The sequence below is a fragment of the Bifidobacterium sp. SO1 genome (assembly GCF_018555335.1).
GTDB classification, from domain to species: domain Bacteria; phylum Actinomycetota; class Actinomycetes; order Actinomycetales; family Bifidobacteriaceae; genus Bifidobacterium; species Bifidobacterium simiiventris.
This window is the reverse complement of the sequence record NZ_JAFEJR010000013.1, coordinates 28,524-44,541: the sequence shown is the minus strand read 5'-3', so window position 1 is coordinate 44,541 and position 16,018 is coordinate 28,524. Positions and strand designations below refer to the sequence as shown.

General features: G+C 60.1%; 6 protein-coding genes. 5 read left to right on the top strand and 1 reads right to left on the bottom strand.

The window, feature by feature from the left end:
* Positions 1–88 precede the first annotated feature (88 nt).
* The 3 genes from JS541_RS10475 (at position 89) to JS541_RS10460 (ending at position 6,676) form a co-directional block, all read left to right on the top strand.
* Positions 89–748 carry a nucleoside deaminase gene (locus JS541_RS10475; RefSeq protein ID WP_214374448.1) on the top strand — a complete coding sequence of 220 codons (660 nt, stop codon included), beginning with the start codon at positions 89–91 and terminating at the stop codon, positions 746–748.
* 496 nt (positions 749–1,244) lie between these two features.
* Complete coding sequence (locus JS541_RS10465; RefSeq protein WP_240539327.1) at positions 1,245–4,121, top strand: alpha-galactosidase; 2,877 nt, start codon at positions 1,245–1,247, stop codon at positions 4,119–4,121.
* Positions 4,122–4,783: 662 nt separating this feature from the next.
* Entirely contained in the window at positions 4,784–6,676 is a 1,893-nt protein-coding gene (locus tag JS541_RS10460) for an alpha-glucosidase (RefSeq protein WP_214374447.1), read from the top strand.
* A 66-nt stretch (positions 6,677–6,742) separates the two neighbouring features.
* Here the strand turns inward: JS541_RS10460 and JS541_RS10455 are convergent, their stop codons facing one another.
* On the bottom strand, positions 6,743–8,056 hold the full coding sequence (locus JS541_RS10455; protein WP_214374446.1) for an ATP-binding protein: 1,314 nt from the start codon (positions 8,054–8,056) through the stop codon (positions 6,743–6,745).
* A 1,067-nt stretch (positions 8,057–9,123) separates the two neighbouring features.
* On the opposite strand from JS541_RS10455, the gene JS541_RS10450 reads away from it, so the two are divergent.
* Positions 9,124–13,620: a SpaA isopeptide-forming pilin-related protein gene (locus JS541_RS10450; RefSeq protein ID WP_214374445.1), complete on the top strand. Its 4,497-nt coding sequence runs from the start codon at positions 9,124–9,126 to the stop codon at positions 13,618–13,620.
* 449 nt (positions 13,621–14,069) lie between these two features.
* The gene (locus tag JS541_RS10445) at positions 14,070–15,851 is read left to right on the top strand and encodes a SpaA isopeptide-forming pilin-related protein (protein WP_214374444.1); all 1,782 of its coding nucleotides are present in this window, start codon (positions 14,070–14,072) and stop codon (positions 15,849–15,851) included.
* Positions 15,852–16,018: the final 167 nt, after the last annotated feature.

The window sequence follows — 16,018 nt, the reverse complement described above, 5'->3', positions numbered from 1 at the left end:
TCTTTTCTGAAGGCAAGGCTCAGCAAATGTGCCACCTTCGCCTTACCGGCAGCGATGGAACCGGCCGTGGTTCCGTAGACTGGGATGCATGACGAATGACGAGGCGATGGGCCGCGCGTTGGCGCTTGCGGCCGAGGCGGCGGCGGACGGGGAGGTGCCGGTCGGTGCGGTGGTATTGGATGCTGGCGGCCGCGTGATCGGAGAGGGACGCAACGCGCGTGGGACGCAGCGGGATTCGGGCGAGCTGTTCGCGGATGATCTTCGGTTGATCGACGGTGCCAGGACAACGGTCGGCGGACTCACTGCGGATTGTGTGCATGACGTTAGTCGCGCGGAACAACTGGCAAAGGATACCTGTTTGCCGGAACACGGAACGGACAGTGACAGTGCTGTTGTGCACGATGATGTGGGGACTGGCGAGATGCATGAGACTCGCGCAGCCGATCCGCTGGCACATGCGGAGGTGCTGGCGATGCGTGACGCGGCGCGAAGGCTGGGCAACTGGAATCTGGCGGATTGCACGTTGGTCGTGACGTTGGAGCCGTGCCCGATGTGCGCCGGAGCCTGCGTGCAGACGCATATCGGACGGATCGTGTTCGGAGCGTGGGATGCGAAGCTCGGCGCGTGCGGTTCGGTATGGGACATCCCGCGCGACCCGCACGTCGGCCATGTGCCGGAAGTGTACGGCGGCGTGCGCGAGGCCGACTGTGCCCGCATCCTTGCTGACTTCTTCGCCTTGCGCCGCTAGTTTCCTTTCGGGCGGGGTTGTGCTGCTTATACCGTCCCGCTTCCTCCCGGGCTTACGGTCGTTTCTGGGCTGTAATCCGGCCGTATGCCCGGGAAGTTGGCTGGTTGGTGGTGGTGTTCCCGGTGGTGTTCCCGGGCATACTGCCGGTTCTGCCCCTTAAACCGGCTGTATGCCCGGGAGGGGTTATGTGTCGGGCGGTCTGTTCCCGGGCTTACGGCCGGTTCAAGGTCCAAAAACGGCCGTAAGCCCGGGAAGTGGTGAGCCGTGTTGGGAGTGCCGGGGTGCCGGGGAGCGCTGGGAGAGGGGTATTCACTTGCGCCCGGGGTGCGGTTGATTCCCGTTTTTTTCTAGCCGCCGCAAACACTCCGTATCCTGACAAGGAAACCGTGGCCGCGTACCATCGATATCGGTACGCCAACCGGCCGCAGTCAGTCAGTCCGCAACCGTGCGCTCGCCGCACCCGCTGCGAGCCGAATCATACGCAAGGGAGTAAGCAATGCCGCTGATCGAACAGTTCCAAGGCACCGCCGCCGACGGCACCGATCTGACCGCCGTCTACGCCGAACAGTCCGTCGCAAACGTTGCCATCGCACTGGTCTTCCCCGACGATAACCTGCCGCGGTTCGTCCATTGGGGCCGCCCGCTCGCCGACCCGGGCACCGTCGTCAACCTGTACGACGCCCTGCGCCCGCAGCGTGTTTCCGGCGCGCTCGACGACACCGCATGGCCGTCCATCCTGCCCACGCAATCCGAATCCTGGCTCGGTGCGCCGCGATTCGTCGTCCGCCGCGACGGCGTCGAACTGTACTGCAAGTTCGCGGTCGAGGCCGTTACCGCCGCACTGCCGCCGGCCGGTCAGCCCGACGATGCCGATTCGGCGCGACTGGCGGAGTCGGCCGGGTCTGCTGGTTCCAGTGGTGCCAGCGATGCTGGCGATGTCAGCGAACATCACGTTGCCGGTGGGATTGATCCCGGGCATACGGCCGTTTCCGAGTCGGAAACCGGCCGTAAGCCCGGGAGGTTGGGTGATTCCTGTCCGACTGCCGGAGGGGCGCTGTCATCTGGCGGTGCGGTTCCCGGGCTTACGGCCGTTTCGGGGGCGGGAACCGGCCGTAAGCCCGGGGGGGCGGGTGACCCCCGTCTGACTGTCGGAGGATCGCTGCCGTCCGACGTTGTTCGCACCGCGCATGCCGCTACGCAGTCCGCTCATGTCACCGGCTCCGCACAGTCCGCGCGCGTCACCGTCGGCGATCGGCTCGCCGCAGACCGACCTGCGCGCGTCACGGTTGGCGACGAGCTCGCCGCAGATCGGCCTGCGCACGTTGCGGTTGGCCGGCCCGAACACGTCACGGTTGGCGACGAGCTCGCCGCAACCCGTGACGCCGACCCGCAGCCGACCCCGACCATCACCGTTGAGGCCGCCGACCGCGAGCAGGGCGTCGGCATCACCTGGACCTGCGAACTCGACGAATCCGGCCTCGTCCGCCAAAAGCTCGAGATTGCGAACCTTGGCGCCGGCAGCCTCGAGATCGGCCACGTCGAACTCGGCTTCCCGCTGCCCGCCGACACGTCCGAAATCCTCACCGCCACCGGCCATCACCTGCGCGAACGCAGCCCGCAACGCCAGCCGCTCACTGTCGGCCGGTTCGAAAAACTTGCGCTCGCCGGCCGCCCAGATTTCGATGCGAGCCTGTTGCTGTCGGCCGGCGAACCGGGATTCGGCTTCACGCGCGGCGACGTGTACGCCGTGCACGTCGGCTGGAGCGGCAACAGCGTGCTGTCCGCGGAACGACTGCCGTACACGACCGGCGTGATCGGCGGCGGCGAGGTGCTGCTCGGCGGGGAAGTCACGTTGCCGGCGGCGAACGTTTGCGCTGCTACGAGCGACAGTCCGACGGCTAACGATGTCACCGATGATCGTGCGATTGATCGGACGGAAGCCGACGTGCTGCCCGCTGTGCCCGTGACGACTGCCACGTACACGACGCCGTGGGTCTACGGCTCGTTCGGCCACGGCCTGAACGAGGTCGCAGCGCGCTTTCATGCATACCTTCGCAACGCGCATCATGACTGGCGTCGCGCGCACGGCGTGCCCGACAAGCCGCGCCCGGTGATCCTCAACACGTGGGAGGCCGTGTACTTCGACCAGAATTACGACACGTTGACAGCGTTGGCAGACAAGGCCGCGGCGATCGGCGTGGAACGGTTCGTGGTGGACGACGGCTGGTTCGGCTCGCGCCGCGACGACACGAGCGGACTCGGCGACTGGCAGGTTTCACAGGACGTGTGGCCGGACGGGCCGAAGAGCCTGCGATCGTTGGCTGACTATGTGCACGGACTCGGCATGGAGTTCGGACTGTGGTTCGAGCCGGAGATGGTCAACCCCGATTCTGACCTGTTCCGCGCGCACCCGGATTGGGTGCTGCGCCCGACCGCGAACCGTCTGCCGATGCAGGGACGTTCGCAGCAGGTCGTCGATCTGACCAACCCGGACGCGTATGCATACGTATACGATGCGATCGATACGCTGGTCGGTGAGCTCGGCATCGACTACATCAAGTGGGATCACAACAAGCTCGTGACGGAAGCCGTCTCGCCGCGCACTGGCCGTCCTGCAATCCATGCGCAAACGTTGGCCGTCTACCGGATCTTCCGCGATCTCAAGGAAGCGCACCCGCGGCTCGAAATCGAAAGCTGCTCGTCGGGAGGCGGCCGCGTCGACCTCGGCATCCTCGAACTCGCGGACCGTATCTGGGTATCCGACTGCGTCGACCCGGTCGAACGCGCGGACATCCAACGGTACACGTCGCTGCTCGTGCCGCCGTTCATGATGGGAGAGCACGTCGGCGCGAGCCCCGCCCATTCCACACACCGCGCCACCAGCCAGGAGATGCGCATGACGACCGCGTTCTTCGGGCATCTCGGCGTCGAATGGAACCTGCTCAAGGAACCGGATGCGGACGTGGCCAAGCTCGGCGAGTGGATCGCCGAATTCAAGAAGCACCGCGAATGGTTCGCGGTCGATACGTGCGTGCATTTGGACTGCTCCGATCCGGCGGTGCGCTTGGACGGCATGGTCAAGCCGGACCGTTCCGCCGCGTTCTACCGGTTCACGCAACTGACCACTTCGGCCACGTACCCGGCCGCGCCGATCCGCGTGCCCGGACTCGACCCGGACGGCACGTACCGCATCCAGCCGCTGTGGCTCGACCTCGATCTGGCGGGTCTCGGCATCGGCAACGGCCAGTCCGCGCTCGGCTGGTGGACGCCGGACGGCGTGCTACTCACCGGTCGTGCGCTCGCCACCTACGGTCTGCGCCCGCCGACCCTGCATCCGGCGCAAGCCGTGTTGTTCACCGCCATTCGGCAGTGAACAACGCCGACTCACGCCGGATGCCTTCGCGGGCGCATATAGCGCGCCCGCTCACTTCGCCTACGGGAAGTCCACTGGACTTCCCGCTTAACGGCTCAGCCGGCGCAAGCCGTGTTGTTCACCGCCATTCGGCAGTGAGCTTGGTCACGGGATGGCATATCAGGCAGTTTTTCCGTCCCGTGATGATGAAACCGGTCACGGGACGGAATTCCGGGCGCTCCTGCTATCCCGTGCATGAGCTGTGAGTCACGGGATGACAGAAACGGCTTAAGTTCCATCCTGTGACCGCATTTTGCCCCCGTACTAGGTCACGGGATGGAATATCAGGCGGTTTTTCCGTCTCATGACAATAGGGCTGGTCACGCGATGGCAGATCGGAGTCGTATGCCATCGCGTGACCTTCATATTGCCCCAATATGGGCAATTGAGCGGTCACAAGACGGATTGTCGCGTGTCAATTCCGTCCCGTGCGCAAGTCGCGGATCATGGGATGGAAAACGCGCCCCCAATTCCGTCTCGTGAACGCGCCGGGCGAGTGGGCATGCGACTGCTTGACTCGTATCCTTGAACGCAGACGGAACAACCGTACGAGAACAAGAACAACCGCACAACAGCGAGCAAGGTACCCTCAAGCAAGGCAACCACGAGCAAAGGAGCCAACGATGACCGCCGCAAATCGCACCAGCCTTCCAGACAACGTTCGCACAAACGGCGCAACCCCGAACCCGTGGTGGGCGAACGCGGTCGTCTACCAGATCTACCCGCGTTCGTTCCAGGACACGAACGGCGACGGATTCGGCGATCTCAGGGGCATCACGAGCCGACTCGACTACCTCGCCGACCTCGGCGTCGACGTGCTGTGGCTGTCCCCGGTCTACAAAAGCCCGCAGGACGACAACGGCTACGACATCTCCGACTATCAGGACATCGACCCGCTGTTCGGCACGCTCGACGACATGGATGAACTGCTGGCCGAAGCGCACCGGCGCGGCATCAAGATCGTGATGGACCTCGTCGTGAACCACACGTCCGACGAGCACGCGTGGTTCCAAGCCTCGCGCGACAAGAACGACCCGCACGCCGACTGGTACTGGTGGCGCCCCGCCCGCCCCGGCAAGACGCCCGGCGAGCCCGGCGCCGAGCCGAACCAGTGGGGCTCGTACTTCGGCGGCTCCGCGTGGGAGTACGACGAGACGCGCGGCGAATACTATTTCCACCAGTTCTCGAAGAAGCAGCCCGACCTCAACTGGGAGAATCCGGCCGTGCGTCGCGCGGTGTACGACATGATGAACTGGTGGCTTGATCGCGGCGTCGACGGGTTCCGCATGGACGTGATCACGCTCGTCTCCAAGCGCACCGACGCGGCCGGCCGACTGCCGGGCGAACCTGGCTCCGAGTTCGCGGACGGCCCGGTCGGCGAGGAAGGCTACTCGAATCCGAACCCGTTCTGCGCCGACGGTCCGCGTCAGGACGAGTTTCTCGCCGAAATGCGCCGCGAGGTCTTCGCCGGCCGCGACGGCTTCCTCACGGTCGGCGAAGCGCCCGGCATCACCGCCGAACGCAACGAATACATCACCGATCCGGCGCACGGCGAGCTCGACATGCTGTTCCTGTTCGACCACGTCGACTGCGACTGCGACGGCGTCAAATGGAAGCCGCTCCCGCTCGACCTGCCGAAGTTCAAGCGGATCATGGCCGGCTACCAGTCCGCGGTCGAGCGCGCCGGCTGGACGAGCCTGTTCACCGGCAACCACGACCAGCCGCGCGTCGTCTCGCGTTGGGGCGACGACTCCACCGAAGAGAACCGCGTGCGCTCCGCGAAGGCGCTCGGCCTGATGCTGCACCTGCACCGTGGCACCCCGTACGTGTACCAGGGCGAGGAGCTTGGCATGACCAACGCCTACTTCACCCGGCTCGACCAGTACCGTGATCTCGAGTCGCTCAATGCGTTCCGCCAGCGCGTCGAGGAGGCGAAGGTGCAGGCCGCCGAGTCGATGATGGCCGGTCTGGCCGCGCGCAGCCGCGACAACTCGCGCACGCCGATGCAGTGGGACGCCTCCAAGTACGCCGGATTCACCGCGCCGGACGCCGCGAGAGAACCGTGGATTTCGGTTAATCCGAACTATGTGGCGATCAATGCGGCCGCCGAGTTCGAGGATCCGGATTCGGTGTACGCGTTCTACCAGCGGCTGATCGCGCTGCGGCACGAGAACGCGGTGGTGTCGGCCGGTTCGTGGCGGCTGATCGATGCGGACGACGCGCATGTGTACGCGTTCGTGCGCACGCTCGGTGAGGAGCGGCTGCTGGTCGTGGTCAACCTGTCCGGACGCACGGTCGATCTGCCGGCCGAGTCCGCGGCGCTGTTGGATGGGGCGGCGGATTCGGCCGATGCGGCTGGTACTGCGGCTGATTCGGCCGATGCGGCCGGGGCTGCTGCCTCCGCTGCGCCGCTCGCCGAGTCGATCGTGATCTCGACCTACGACGCCGCGCACACGGCCGAATCGCTTGCCGACCGCGCGCTCGACCCGTGGGAAGGCGCGGTCATCCGCTTGTAACGATCGTTTGTAGCCAGCCATTTGTAGCCAGCCACGATAGTGCCGCCTGCAGTAGTGCGGATGCGGTTATTCGTTGACCAGCATCGACAGCATGTACATGGGCAAGTAGATGACGTTCCCCTCGGTGAACACGTTGGTTTCGGCGAACACATACGCCCGATCAATGCCGTAGCCGGGGGTCGCCATCGCCTTATCGAGCGCGGCGTGGGAACGGAAATACGCGCCCGACTTGATCTCGAGTGCCAGCACGTCTCCGTCATTCGTCTCGACGAGAAAATCCAGTTCGCCGACGCCTTTTCTGGTGAGGTAGTACAGGTGCGTGAACCCGTGCGCGACGAGCTCCTGCGCGGCGACGTTCTCGTATACACCGCCCATGTTCATCGCTGCGTTGCCTTCGAGGATGCCCAGCGCCGACTTCTTGCCGTAGGCGCTGACCAGCAGGCCGACGTCCGAGTAGAACAGCTTCATGACCCGGCGATCGGCGTTGATGCGCAGCGGGGCGATGGGCGCGGCGACGTTGAATACCGGAAGCGCGACGTTGGCGTTCGTCAGCCACAGGAACTCGTCTTCGATCTGGGAGAACCGCTTGATGTCGGTGATGGAGCTGACTTGGAATCGGCGGTTCTGGCTTTGCAGTTCGCCGGGAATGAGCCGGTAGATCTCCTGTATCGTCAGACGGTCCGCTTTGGGAGCGTACTGCTTGATATCGTGCTCGTAATAGGCTCGAATGTTCGACTGGACCGCGCGCACGGGATCAATGACGCCGTTCGTGGCGAACGCGGCGACCGCCGCCGGCATGCCGCCGACCAGTAGATAGCGATGGAACAGGTCGGTGAGTCTATCGTGGATGAAATCGGGGATCTCGCTCAGGTTGGCGAAGCTGCTGCGGACAACGTCGAACGCTGATTCGACCAGTCCGTTTGCCCAACAGAATTCCTCGAAATCAAGCGGATACATGGCGAATTCGTCCAGATATCCGACCGGTAGCGAACGTACGTCCTCCAATTCCACGCCAAGCAGCGATCCGGACAGGATGTAGTCGTAGTCGCCCTTGTCCACAAGTCCCTTGATGAGGGTCACGATCTGCGGGCACTGCTGAATCTCATCGAGGAACACCAGCGTGCGCCCGGGCACCAACGGCACGCTCGATGCGACGGAGATGCGGAACAGAAGATCGTCGGGGCTGGTGGCCTGGGAGAACGAGCGGCGCGCGTTGTCGTCGAGCACCAGATTGAATTCGACCATATGCTCGTACTCATTGCGGCCGAATTCCTCGATGATGAAGGTCTTGCCCACCTGACGCGCTCCGGTCACGAGCAACGCCTGCTTGGTCTTGTGATCCTTCCAGAATTTGATGCGATCGTAAGCCTTGCGTTTCAATGGTTTTCACCTCTTCCATTTGCATTCGTCGCAATCTGTATAGTGCATTATTCTACACTCGTCAGATTCTGCGTGAGGCGTTTTTGTGCACTCGTCGGATTTTTAGGTGTGCGATGTCTGGCTGCCGGTAGGTGCGATATTTCTCGTTATGGCACAAATGATGGGTATATGAGGGTGGAAAGTATACACAAATGATGGGTTTATGAAGAGGGTGATCATACACAAATGATGAGTAAAGGGATGCAATGGCGCGGTAGGTGATGCAGGGCTGGCGAATTGATGGCGGGGTGGAGCGTGTCTGTTTTTGCGTGGTTTCGTGGCGGTTCTGGCGGGAAGCGGGCGCTGAGGGGTAGCTTGTGTCCGTTTCCTGCGAGCATCAGGTGGATTCTAGCGGAAAACGGACGCTGGGAGGGCTTGTTGGGTCCGTTTTCCGCCAAGATTGCGCGATGTTGGCGGAAAGCGGACTCTGAGGAGATGATTCTCGTCCGTTTCCCGTTAGGATCGGTCGGATTCTGGAGGAATGCGGACGCTGATGGGGATGGGTGTGTGCAGTGTCGGCGGGGAAGGGTGATCGGAGGTTGGGATTGGAGATGCCGTGACGGGTTGCCGATGATGGAGCGGGATGGTTTGCCGATGATGCCGCGGGGATGATGCCGTAGGAGTTGGTGGGTTGTTCGAGTGATGTTGGTGAGGTGAGTCGGATGATGGATGGAGTTGAATCGGGGATGCTGTGTCGGGGTGTCGGTAGTGCCGTGGGGTGGGCTGATCGGTGACTGCGTTGGACTGCAATCGTTTGTGATCGGTGGGAGTGGTTTGTTTGCGATTGCATCGGATGATTCATTATGTGGACGTTTGCGGGAAAGAATCTGCAAACGTAAACACGACACGCCAATTAGTCAATGCCTGCAAAAGACTTGGCATTATTGCGATGTTTGCGTTCACTTTCTTGATGCCAAGTATTGCGAAGGTTTGCAACCTGCAAACATTTGCATTATGCTGTTGGGCAGTAGTGGAAGAAATGTGACAAGCCGAGGGCGGCAGCGTTGATGAGCCCGAAGGAGAGACGGATGTACGGACTCAAGAGAAACACCACGGGGGGGGGGTATCGTAACCGCCTAGCCGCGATGACGCTGGCCGTTGCCATGCTCATCGGCACCGCCATCACCGGCACCCTCACCGCCCCCTACGCCGCATACGCGGACAACACCAATTCCGGTTCTAATGAAGCCGGTCTGTGCACGCCCACGAACATCAATCTGGGCGACGACATCACGAACAGCACTACCGATACGGGTGTGGCCACCTATGTTGGCCGTGATATGTACATCGGCGCGAATCTCAACAATGCCGAGTACCTCGAAGACGGCAATGCTCCCGACGGTTCGTATGCGGTTGAAGCCGAAGGCCTGACTGTTGTCAACGGTAAGCTGGCGATGAATCCTTTGAACAACAGCTGGCGCATCAAGGACAATGATGGCAATCTGAATTCAGCTGGTTTCCGCTTCGGTACCGTAGGTTTCGGTGCGCAGTTCCGTCCGAAGAGCGGCCCCGCACTTGTTGTTGGCGGTCAGAATTCCGGTATCAAGAATATGCGAACCGGTAACGTGAACAACACAAATGTTGGTGCATGGACCAAGGGTGCATGGACGGGTCAGTCCGCGGAATGGGCGTCCAAGGACAATTACACGGTCAACACATCCAGCCCAGCATATACGTCGCAGATCGTTGGCACGATGGGCAAGTGGCAATCCGATAGCACTGACAATAAGCATGATGCGGTGGTCGGGCAGCAGGGCCACTGGTATAAGGATGCCAATTCCGATAGCAAGTCGTACTCCGATGCAATGAAAGTCACCGGTACGAGCGACGACAACACGTCATACACCAACGACTATTCCTCTTACAATTCAACGATTGACACCCTGTCCAAGACCTTGGCGCTCGGAAAGACTACGGCTGATGCAACTGAGGACACTGATGGCAGTAAGACGTCGCTGAATGGTGTGTGGCGTGGCAAATACAACTGGGATGTCAGCAATACATGGGCTTCCTACAAGTTCGAGTTCAACGGCGGCCAATCCGAAAAGGTTATCAAGTTCAACGGCGACAACAAGTCGTCGATGCAGTTCTTCAACCTTCCCGCGTCGATGCTGTCAGGAGATCAGGGCATTTCGTTTGAGTTCACCAACATTCCTGACAATGCGTCTGTGGTCATCAATGTGACTGGTGCGAACAATGGTCCGATCGGCTTCCACAACGGTTGGCGCGTGTGGTGGAATGGCACGGATGTGTCGGATGGCTACCGTAAGAATGCTGATTCGACCATCGCGAGCAAGTATGCACATGCCGCGCAGGCGGTTATGTGGAACTTCGCTGACGCCTCGAAGGTTACGATTTATGGTGGCAAGGGTACTGGAAGGCTGACGATTGCAAACGTCCAGCAGGTTGATATCAACGAGCATGGCGCGACCAACAACGGTACGTATGACAACGTCACCACTACCGACGACCCGGCCGCCGCGTTCCTCGGCAGTATCCTCGTGCCGAAGGGCAGCCTCGAATCGCACGTGAGCACGAACGGCCGTGTGTGGGTCGGCGTGGATTTCTCCATGTACAACCCGGAGAGCGCTACGATCAAGATCAACGGCACCGAGCTGAAGACCTCCGAAGGCAAGACCACATCCGTGATCAACATGGACCAGGAACGCCACAACCTCCCGTGGTCGGGCAACTTCACCCGGAACTGCGCGGTGATCGGCTGGAACAAAATTGATGCGAACACCCAGCAGAAGATCGGCGGCTCCGAATGGGGCATCTACAAGTCGGAAGCCGACGCGAAGGCCAACCAGAACGCCTTGCTGGTGGTCGATGACAATGGCAGCAACGATTCTGATTACACGGAAGGTGTGATCACTGTTCGCAACCTCATGCCGAATGCCACCTACTACATCAAGGAGCTGAAGGCGCCTGACAACTACATAGCATCCGACACGGTGTACGAGATCAAGGCCGGAGCCGGCGGTGAAACCATTTACAAGCCGACTGCGGGTGAAGACATCGAGAACACCCCGTCCGGTGCATCCGTCCGCTGGGCCAAGTACGAGAACGGTGACACGAACAAGACCCCGTTGCCCGGTTCCGAATGGCAGCTGACCAAGAAGGGCGCGAACGGTTCCTCCGACGAAACGTGGACGATCAAGGACAACACCCGCTCTCTGACCAAGGTCGACATCCTCAACGCGTCTACCAACACCGACGCAGGTGCCACGTATTCGATGAGCCAATCCTCGAGCGTGCACTTCAAGGCTAGGATCACATACCGCGACAACACCACAACCGACAACGACAGTGACGTGACCTGGACGTCCAGCGACGAAACCGTCGCCAGTGTTACCGCCGATGGCGTGGTCATTGCCAAGCAGCCCGGTACCACGGTCATCAAGGCCACGGCCGTCGCGGACGATACCAAGTTCGATTCGATCACCGTCACCGTGAGCAGTGTCAGCGTGACCGGCATCACCATCAAGAACGGTAATCAGGTCGTGGCTGCGAACAGTACCTTGGAAATGGCGAAGAACGGCACTCTCCAGTTGGACGCCGTCGTGGAATCTCAGAACGGTACCACCGTATCTGCGCTGTGGGAATCGTCTGATCCGGATGTGGCGACGGTCACCGCGAATGGTCTGATCAAGGCCGTATCCGTGGGCGTATCAACTATCACCGTGTACGCCGGCGACAAGCAGACGTCGGTTGTCGTGCGCGTCACCGACAGCACCGAAACGCTCGTGTACGTCAAGAAGAGCGTCGTGCTCAAGACGTACCCGAACTGGGGCAACGACTACTACATCGGCTACGGCAGAACCGGTGCGGCTTGGTCGTTCGTGAAGATGACAGCCAGCGAATGCAACGATGACTGGATGTACGTGACCGTCCCGCGTCAAGGCAACGACACGGCGTTCAAGATCGTCAACCAGGGCAACAGCAACGCCGGTGGCTCGTGGTACCCGGCTGGTACCGGCTCGGACATCAAGTTCAACAGTCGCGCGGTCATCGTACTGGACGGCAGTAACTCTGCTGGAACTGACGATATGCCTGACTGCACGGTGCGTGCGACGACTCGGGCCGCGACTACTGACGAACTCAATGCGCAAGCTGATGTCGCGGATGGTATTGCTGAAGCGGATGCTGACGTTCAGTCCGCCGACGGTGCCGAAACAACTGTCGATGCCCAGAGCGACGAGAAAGCCGCCGCTTACGACTGCACAGCAGCAGGATTCCTGTGTGACATCGACCCGGCCAGCGGCATGTTCCGCGTCAAGGACTTGACCGACGGTACATACGAGCTGAAGGAAACCGTTGCGCCGAACGGCTACACGCTGAACACCACCGTGTATAAGTTCACTGTCACCAACGGCGTACCGACTTGGGACAACGGTCAGCAGGCTGGACTGGTGAACGATGTCATGTACATCGACGATAAGCCAACCGAAGTGACATGGTACAAGCAGGATGCGAAGCACTCCTTCGCGCTCGCCGGTTCGCAGTGGAAGATTCAGCTGAACGGCGGTACTGCTGTCTACTGTGTGGCTGACGACAATGCGGCTATTGACACGAAGGCATGCTCCGGCACCAAGCTGGATGATACAGCTTCGGACGCCGGCACGATCACCGTCAAGAAGCTGCCCAAGGGCACGTACACGCTGACCGAAGTCGTGGCTCCGACCGGTTATGACAAGTTGAGTGATTCGTATACGTTCATGGTTGACGATTCCAACACGACAGTGCAAATCGGGAATCTGAACGGTAACAAGATCGACAACTCTCTGACTCCGGTCGAGGCCAAGATCCCGGTGACGAAGAACGTGACCGGCGGAAGCTGGCCGACTGGTTCGGACGGTCAGCCGGTGACGTTCCAGTTCAAGCTGGAGAAGTACGGAACCGATACGCAACAGGCGATCCCGACTCCGACCAACTGCGCGAACAAGTCAGAGGCCGATATCGAAAAAGGTGTTGCCTGTGTCATCGACGTGAAGCCCGATGCGACCGGCAAGATCACTGCGAATGGCGTGTTCAGTGGGTTGCACTTCAATGCCAATAACCTTGGCTCGGATGCGAACAACGGTTACCAGAACACGTACACGTACAAGATCACTGAAGTGAAGCCGACGGATGCGGATTCGTCCATCAAGTATTCGCAGGCCGAGTACAAGGTGGTTGTGACGGTGTCGCAGACCAAGGACAACGGTAAGTGGGGTGCCCTGAAGGTGTCGTACACAATGTATCAGATGACTGATGACTCGAGTGCGAAGCTGAACGGTGACACCGGTAAAGAGATCGGCACGTGGGCGTTGAGCGATTCTGAGAGCAATAGCACGTCCGGGAGAACGGATCATGCCGGTACGGATTCCGGCAATCCGACGGCCACCTTTACCAACCAACTGTACGGACCTGAGCTGCCGGCGACCGGTGGCGAGGGTACGGCGATGTTCCTGCGGGCGGGCACGTTCGCACTCATCGTGGCGACGGCCGGCCTGGCCCTGATGGTCAGGAGGCAGCGCCGATGATCCACTCCACCCCGAAGGGAGGCTCCGACCCATAGCCCTTCATTCCCAAGGTAGCGCGTTCCGTGGTAAAGGACTCGCCTAGCGGCGAGACTGTGTTGCCGCTCGTCTATCGACTCGCAAGACGCTCCCTCAGTCCGCCTACGGCGGCCAGCTCCCTCAGCTGAGGGAGCCAGGGTGCCGCTTCGCGGCACAAAAGTTGGCGGAGCCTCGGCCCCCTCGGCTAGGACATTGCCGTTAAGCAAACAGCAGAGCTGTTTGTAGGCAATGTGCGAGCCGACAGGCGAGCCAGCAAGAAAGTCAGCCGTAAGGCTGTCCTTAATTGCAGGCTGTCACGCGAAGCGTGACTGGGGGAGCGTCAAAGCAACGGAACGCTACGAAGCCACCCCTCCAAAAAAGATTTCATAACTTAACCCAAACCAAATCAAGGAAGATCACTCAAAGGAGTAATCATGAAGAAGTTAGGCAAGGCCATTCTCGGCCTCGTGGCCGCCGTGGCGATGCTCGTCACCGGCCTAGTCGCCCCGCTCACCGCGGTCGCGGCTGGCGAATATCACATCACGATTGGTACTGACGCTAAGCCTGTTACCTCTGAGCACACGTTCCAGGCATATCAGGTGTTCAAGGGCGATTTAAGCAAGGACGAAACGACCTTGTCCAACATCGATTGGGGTACTGGCGTAATAGGCTCTGAGCTGTTGACTGCTTTGAAGTCCGATGCCGAGTTCGGTACAACATTCGCTGATGTAACTACTGCAGCTCAAGCAGCCGGAAAGATGGATGCGCAGTTCGATGCTGCTGCGTTCGCTAAGATTGTCGCGAAGTATCTGGATCAGACGTCAGGCAATGGCTCGTTCAAGAATGGCAAGTACACGATTTCCGGTCTGGATGCGGGTTACTACCTGATCAAGGACAAGGACAACACCCTCGGAAATAAGACTGAGGCGTACACCGAGTTCATCCTGAAGGTGGTAAAGAACATCGATGGAGTCGCTGCCAAGGCTGACGTGCCGACCGTCGAGAAGAAGGTCAAGGACACCAACGACTCTGAGACTGTTGCGAATGATCCGAATGATGACCAGTGGTCCGATTCCGCCGATCATGACATCTATGATCTTGTCGACTACAAACTGACCGGTACGCTGCCGTCTAACTACGCTTCTTATACGGAGGGCTACACCTATAAGTTCACTGATACCCTGTCCAAGGGCCTGACCGTTCAGGACGGCAAGAACGATAAGGAAGTCAAGCACAGCACCGCCGTCAAGAGTGAGAACAGCATTCATGTGTATGCCGTGAACCCGGACGCTGCTGGTTCCTACACTTCCGAGAACGCTACCAAGGTCGAGATCGCCGATGCGACGAATGCTCAGGACAAGACCACTGGCTATGAAGTGAGTGTCAAGAGCTACGATAAAAATGGCACCGAAGTTGAGACAAGTGACTCGGATTACTGGACGAAGGTCGACCACCATGTGATGACCATTAACTTCGCGAATCTCAAGAATGTCACCAAGTCCGCTTCGGATACTTCTGACACTGCTCTTACTATCGATGCGAAGACCCAGATCGTGGTCGAGTATAAGGCTCAGCTCAATACGCACGCTACGGTTGGCGAGACTGGCAACCCGAATGAGGTCAAGCTGACGTTCTCCAACAACCCGAACCACGAGGGTGAAGGTACCCCGACCGGTGACACCCCTGAGGATAAGGTCACTGTGTTCACGTTCGAGCTGAACGCTACCAAGGTCGACTCTGCCGGTAATGAGAAGATTGGCGCTACATTCAGCCTGTATAAGTGGAACAAGAACTCCAGCCAGTACGATCTGGTGGATACCATCGCCGGTACTGGTTCTTCCAAGTTCACGTTCTCCGGTCTTGACGCCGGCCAGTACAAGCTCGTCGAGGATCAAGCTCCTGACACCTACAACAAGATGCCCGACAAGGAGTTCAAGATCGTCGCCGTGCATAACGCGACTTCCGATGATCCGAAGCTTACTTCTCTGAAGTTCACCGATCTGAACGGTACTGAGATTCCGTCGACTGACGAGTACTTCCAGGTTCAGACCACGACTGATGCGGGCAAGCCGAACGTGAACATCGTGAACTACAAGGGTTCTGAGCTCCCGTCCACCGGTGGCATGGGTACTGTGATCCTGTACGCTCTGGGCGCTGCGTTCGTGGCTGCCGCTGGCGCGTGGTTCGCGTTCCGTCGTCGCCTCTCCAACTGCTGAACCGAATAGGGTAGCGGTTCCGTAACCATCATCTTGTCATTTCGACCGGAGGCCGTAGGCCGGAGCGGAGAAATCTTTAGGGGCTTGTGGCTTTGGAAGATTTCTCCACTCGGCTTCGCCTCGGTCGAAATGACGAGAGGTGAGGTTGTTTTCGCCTCGGTCGAAAT

Coding starts and splice junctions, on each gene's coding strand:
- JS541_RS10475 (WP_214374448.1), top strand. CDS start 89: ATGACGAATGACGAGGCGATGGGCCGCGCGTTGGCGCTTGCGGCCGAG.
- JS541_RS10465 (WP_240539327.1), top strand. CDS start 1,245: ATGCCGCTGATCGAACAGTTCCAAGGCACCGCCGCCGACGGCACCGAT.
- JS541_RS10460 (WP_214374447.1), top strand. CDS start 4,784: ATGACCGCCGCAAATCGCACCAGCCTTCCAGACAACGTTCGCACAAAC.
- JS541_RS10450 (WP_214374445.1), top strand. CDS start 9,124: ATGTACGGACTCAAGAGAAACACCACGGGGGGGGGGTATCGTAACCGC.
- JS541_RS10445 (WP_214374444.1), top strand. CDS start 14,070: ATGAAGAAGTTAGGCAAGGCCATTCTCGGCCTCGTGGCCGCCGTGGCG.